This is a genomic window from Pseudomonas guariconensis (genome assembly GCF_015680235.1).
Classification (GTDB): Bacteria; Pseudomonadota; Gammaproteobacteria; order Pseudomonadales; family Pseudomonadaceae; genus Aquipseudomonas; species Aquipseudomonas guariconensis_A.
The window spans coordinates 1-679 of the sequence record NZ_JADLJL010000076.1; the positions used below are offsets into that span (position 1 = coordinate 1).

Genomic DNA, 679 nt, shown 5'->3' on the forward strand with positions numbered 1-679 from the left:
ATTTGGCGATCTGCCCCCCAAACCCAACAGTCGGATTTTGCGCAGCCATGAGTTTTTGCGGCCGCAGCGTTTCGAGAGCTCGTCCTGTAGCCTCAAGGCCGACACCCAGCACCCCGATGGAGGACGACCAGACGGCCGCCAACGCTTCGGGCTCACCACTCCCGGGCGTGTCGAGCAGCGATGCGTAGTTCCTGCGCAAACCCTCCTGCTGAAACCACAGCCCACCCAGGCTCAGCAGCAGGCCCGGGCTCCCCGGGCCCAACCCGGAAAAGCCGCCACGCATACCGTTCAAGGCATCCCGCGCCAGGAGCCGAGCCTGCTCGGCGCTGATGCTCAACCCGAGCTGCAACTGCGTCTTTTGGAACTGCAAGCTGGCCGCGCCGATGCTCACACTTCTCAGCGCCTCGGTCACAGTGCCGGCAGCACCGGCCCGCAGTTGCTCCAAGCGTGCCTGCAGGCTCTCGGCGCTTTCCAGCGACCAGATCGCCACATCGACGAGCTTGCCGTGATGGCGGGACACGGTCGCGGTGACCGCGCCGCTGAGTACCATGGCGCGGACCTTGCGTTCGGCGGGCTTGCGGAACTGTTTGTCCAGTTGGCCGAGAAACGCGTCGGTGCGCTCCTGCAACGCCTCGTTGAGCAGGCTCAGGTACTCACCCAGCCTGAGCGAGACGATCAC

1 pseudogene is annotated in these 679 nt (G+C 65.4%); it reads right to left on the minus strand.

Going from position 1 to position 679, the window contains the following annotated elements:
• Window positions 1-679 (minus strand): annotated as a pseudogene (locus tag IRZ56_RS22910) (hypothetical protein); the annotation flags it as partial.